The following is a 4499-nucleotide window of genomic DNA, read 5'->3' as shown; positions in this document are numbered from 1 at the left end:
GTCGAGGTCGGCGAAGTAGTAGGTCGTCGCGGACAGCGACGCGCCGGCCGCGGCCGCGACCCGGCGGTGCGTGAGGGCTCCGGGCCCTTCGCGCAGCACGAGGTCGGCGGCCGCGGCGGCGAGCTGGTCGCGGCGCTGCGTGCCCTTGGTCGTGCGGGTCACGCGTGGCTGCTGCCGGACAGCTGCAGCCCGACGACGCCCGCGACGATGAGCACGAGCGACACGACGGTGAGCACCGACATGCGCTCGTGCAGCAGGATCGCGGCGGCGACCGCGGTGGTCGCGGCCCCGACGCCGACCCACACGCCGTAGGCGATGCCGACGGGCAGGGTGCGCAGCGCGAAGCTGAGCCCCGCGAAGGACGCGGCCGCGAGCACGACGAACCACACGCTGGGCCAGAGCTTGGTGAAGCCGGCGGACTGCTTGAGCGCGAGCGCCCAACCCGCCTCGAGCACACCGGACAGGACGAGGACGATCCAGGCCATGGGGGACGACACCTCCGAGCAGGCCCGCCTGCGTCGGCGGGCGTCGTGCGCGCCGGGTGTCAGGTCCGCCGTCCCGCGCACGTTCTAGTACGACCGTACCAGAATGATCGAACACTAGGGTGACGACGTGAGCGACACCTCCCCGACCGCCGAGCCCGCGCTGCCCGCACCCGTCTCCACGACGTTCGACCCCCGCCGCTGGCGGACCGTCGACGGCTTCGAGGACCTCACCGACCTCACGTACCACCGCGGCTACGCGCGGCCCGACGACGCGCAGCGCGCCGCCGGCGCGACCGGTCGCGACCTGCCCGTCGTGCGCGTCGCGTTCGACCGGCCCGAGGTCCGCAACGCGTTCCGCCCGCACACGGTCGACGAGCTCTACCGCGTGCTCGACCACGCGCGCACCACCTCGTCCGTCGGGACCGTCCTGCTCACCGGCAACGGGCCGAGCCCGCGCGACGGCGGCTGGGCGTTCTGCTCGGGCGGTGACCAGCGGATCCGCGGCCGCGACGGGTACCGGTACGCCGACGGCGACACGGCCGAGGCCGTCGACCCCGCACGCGCCGGCCGGCTGCACATCCTCGAGGTGCAGCGCCTGATCCGGACCATGCCCAAGGTCGTCGTCGCACTCGTCGGCGGCTGGGCCGCGGGCGGCGGGCACTCGCTGCACGTCGTCGCCGACCTGACGATCGCGAGCCGCGAGCACGGCCGGTTCATGCAGACCGACGCCAACGTCGGCTCGTTCGACGGCGGCTACGGGTCCGCGCTGCTCGCCCGGCAGGTCGGGCAGAAGCGCGCCCGGGAGATCTTCTTCCTGGCCCGCGAGTACTCCGCGGACGAGGCCCACGCGTGGGGCGCCGTGAACGACGTCGTGCCCCACGACGAGCTCGAGGAGGCCGGCCTCGAGTACGCCCGCATCATCGCGACCAAGTCGCCGCAGGCGATCCGCATGCTCAAGTTCGCCTTCAACCTGGCGGACGACGGCCTCGCCGGTCAGCAGGTGTTCGCCGGGGAGGCCACCCGGCTCGCCTACATGACCGACGAGGCCGTCGAGGGACGCGACGCCTTCCTCCAAAGGCGCGATCCCGACTGGTCCGGCTTCCCGTACGCCTACTGACGAGGTCCCTCCACCCCGTCAGCAGGCGCGCGGGAGCCGGCGCTCACTGACGACCGAACGCCCACGCCGCGAGGTCGACGACCTGGCTGATCGCGAGCGTCGCGCCCAGGGCGAGACCCGCGAGGATCACGACCGACGCGACGACGGCGCCCAGCGACGCGGTGCTGTGCTCACGGGCTTGCAGGTGCTCGGTGGCCATGACGACAACACTGTCGCGACGACCCCCGCGGGCGCGTCGCCCCCACGTCGGGAACCCGAGAGGCGGAAACCCACCCGTGGGAGGACAACGTTCCGCCCCGAGGTGGACCCGGCCGCGTCCGCGACCCTCCCTCCGGCGGGCTCAGCCCACCGTGAGCGACCCCGAGCCGGCGGGGACGAGCTCGACCCACGTGTTGCCGGGCGCGAGGTCGGCGGGGCGCCCGTCGGCCAGGAACAGCCGCAGCGGCGCGTCCTGCGCGTCCTTCTGCCAGCGCACCGCGACGGTCTTCCCGCCCGTCGCGACCACCCCGTCACCGGAGCCGACCAGCTCGTACGTCGGCACGGGGGCACCGCCCTGCGCGCCGAACTGCGTGCTGGGGTGCGCGGCCGTGACCGACACGACGTTCACCGCCGACAGCCGCGCGCCGCTGCGGGCGTTCGCGGGCGACTGCCCCTCCGACCGCAGCCACGTCCCCGACCCCGCGTCCCACGACCAGCGCGGGTTCGACGCGGCCGACAGGCGGAAGTCGAGGGTCGTGGCGGGCGTGCCGCCGGCGACCGCCGCCGCCCGGTCGGCGCTGCGCGCGAACGTGAACTGCTCCCCCGGCGGGGCCTGGTGGTTCGCGTCGGCCTGCGCCCAGAACACCTCGGGCGTGCCGTAGACGTTGTGCGGCGCCGCCCGGTCCCGCGTCCGGTAGAGCCCGTCGGCGCCCGCGTCGTGCGAGATCATCTGCAGGCCGCTGTCCTCGACGAGCGCGAGGATGCCCGGCTGCCCGCCCGAGAACACGAGCAGGCCGTGCGTCGGCGCGAGGATCACCGGGTCCATCGGGCGCACGGAGCGGATCGGCCCCACCTCGGCCGGCACCTGCGAGTGGAAGACCGCGATGAGCCGCGACACCTCGAACTCGACGATCGTCTCCCACACGACGTCCGCCTGCTCGAGCCCGGTCTGCGGCCGCGCGACCGCGGTGTTCTCGACCTTCACGCCGAGCGCCGGACGCTGCGCCGGCTCGCCCGGCACGCCGGTCAGCGGCCACGTCGGCGGCACGACGGGCGCCGGCGCGGCGCCCTTGTCGGGCGCGATCGACGGCCGCTCGGTGACGGGCGTCGGCGGAGGCGTCTGCTCGGCGGCCGTCCCGCACGCCGCGAGCGCGAGCACCGCGCCGACCAGCGGCAGGCTCCACCGCAGCGTCGCGCGGCCGCGTCGCCGGGGTCCGGCCGTCGTGCCCCGTGTCGTCGTGCCCTGCGTCGTCCTCGTCACGCGGACCACTGTGTCACGGCACGTCGCGGACGTTCCTGAGCGCGGCGGGCGTGCCCCGCACTCGGCCCGACGATCGCCCGGGCGGCGCACCGGGCCGCGCAGCGGCCGGCGGCGGGGCTCAGGAGACGGTGACGCTGCCCGACGACGCCGGCACGAGCTCGACCCAGGTGACGCCGGGGGCGAGCGTGACCGGCGAGCCGTCCGGGGCCGTCAGGGTGAGCACGGCGTCCGTCGCCGGCTTCGACCACGTCACCTCGAGCGCCTTGCCGCCGCTGACGACCGTGCCCTTCCCGGTCCCGACCAGCACGGTCTCCGGCACGGGGTTCCCGGCGGGGTCCTTCGTGCCCGAGTCGACGAGCTGCACCCGCAGCGCGACCACGTTGCGTGCGGCGAGGCGGGCGCCCGACCGGGCCGTCGCGGGCGTGTCGCCCTCGGACCGCAGCCACGTGCCGCTCGCGGTGTCGAACGCCCACTGCGGGCGCGAGTAGCCCGACAGCCGGAGGTCGAGCAGCGTCGCCGGCGTCCCCGCGGTCAGCACCGTCGACTGGTCCGCGCGGCGCGCGAACGCGAACTGCGCCGGCGGGGACGCGCTGTGGCCCGCGTCGGCGTTCTCCCACCACGTCGTGGGCGTGCCGTAGACGTTGTGCGGCGCCGGCATCACGCCCTTCTTGCGGTAGAAGCCCGCTGCGCCGCCGTCCTGGCTCATGAGCTGGACACCCGACTGCCCGAGCTCGCGCACGAAGGCCTGCTGACCGCCCGAGAACGCGACGATGCCGTGCAGGGGTGCGGCGATCGCCGGGTCCATCGGGCGGATCGAGCGGACCGGTCCGACCTCCGCCGGCACCTGCGAGTGGAAGACGGCGACGAACCGCGTGATGCCGCCCTCGACGACCTGCTCCCAGACGACGTCCGCCTGGTCGAGGCCCGTCTGCGGGCGGACCTCGCGCGGGTTCTCGATCTTCACCGCGATCGCCGGCCGGTCGACCACCGCGTCGGCGGCCTCCCCCGTGAGCGGCCAGCGCGGGGGCACGACGACCGCGGGCGGGGCGGCCTTCGCGACCTCGACGGTCGGCTCCTGCGTGAGCGTCGTGCGCTCGGGCTGGCTCGGCCCGGACGCGCAGGCGCCGACCGTGAGCACCGCGAGGGCGAGGACGGCGGCGAGACGCAGCGTCGGGCGAGCAGGGGCGTGAGGCACGGAGGGCTCCTTCGGGGGCGGACCGCGGGTCACTCTAGTTGCCGACCCCGTGCGTCCGGTCCGGCGTCGGGCGGCTCGCCGACGGGCACCTAGGCTGGGCGCGTGACCCGGCCCCTGCGCGACGTGCCCGCGCACGCGCTGCTCGACGCGCTGGCCGCGGCCCTCGACGGGACGGGCCCCGCGGTGCGGCCCGTCGCACCGGGCCCCGACGAGCGGCCGGTCGACGCACCCGCGGTCCACCCG

The 4499-nt window shown here is 75.7% G+C and carries 5 protein-coding genes; 1 reads left to right on the top strand and 4 read right to left on the bottom strand.

Annotated elements, in window-relative coordinates; all coding sequences use genetic code 11:
* Window positions 1–158: 158 nt before the first annotated feature.
* A complete protein-coding gene (locus tag CTKZ_RS14970; RefSeq protein WP_124343691.1) occupies window positions 159–485 on the bottom strand; it encodes a DMT family transporter in 327 nt (108 codons plus the stop codon).
* A 127-nt stretch (window positions 486–612) separates the two neighbouring features.
* On the opposite strand from CTKZ_RS14970, the gene CTKZ_RS14965 reads away from it, so the two are divergent.
* The gene (locus tag CTKZ_RS14965) at window positions 613–1602 is read left to right on the top strand and encodes a 1,4-dihydroxy-2-naphthoyl-CoA synthase (RefSeq protein WP_124343690.1); all 990 of its coding nucleotides are present in this window, start codon (window positions 613–615) and stop codon (window positions 1600–1602) included.
* Between the two features lie 43 nt (window positions 1603–1645).
* On the opposite strand, the gene CTKZ_RS22045 is transcribed toward CTKZ_RS14965, so the two are convergent.
* The 3 genes from CTKZ_RS22045 to CTKZ_RS14955 form a co-directional block, all read right to left on the bottom strand.
* On the bottom strand, window positions 1646–1801 hold the full coding sequence (locus CTKZ_RS22045) for a hypothetical protein (RefSeq protein WP_168679966.1): 156 nt from the start codon (window positions 1799–1801) through the stop codon (window positions 1646–1648).
* 141 nt (window positions 1802–1942) lie between these two features.
* Complete coding sequence (locus CTKZ_RS14960) at window positions 1943–3061, bottom strand: DUF3048 domain-containing protein (RefSeq protein WP_307720311.1); 1119 nt, start codon at window positions 3059–3061, stop codon at window positions 1943–1945.
* 118 nt (window positions 3062–3179) lie between these two features.
* Window positions 3180–4256, bottom strand: a complete 1077-nt coding sequence (locus CTKZ_RS14955; RefSeq protein ID WP_124343689.1) for a DUF3048 domain-containing protein — start codon at window positions 4254–4256, stop codon at window positions 3180–3182.
* Window positions 4257–4499 lie beyond the last annotated feature (243 nt).

Source organism: Cellulomonas algicola, from assembly GCF_003851725.1.
In the GTDB taxonomy this organism is placed as follows: domain Bacteria; phylum Actinomycetota; class Actinomycetes; order Actinomycetales; family Cellulomonadaceae; genus Cellulomonas; species Cellulomonas algicola.
Note: the sequence above shows the minus strand (reverse complement) of the source record. Positions and strands in the feature narration are given on the sequence as shown.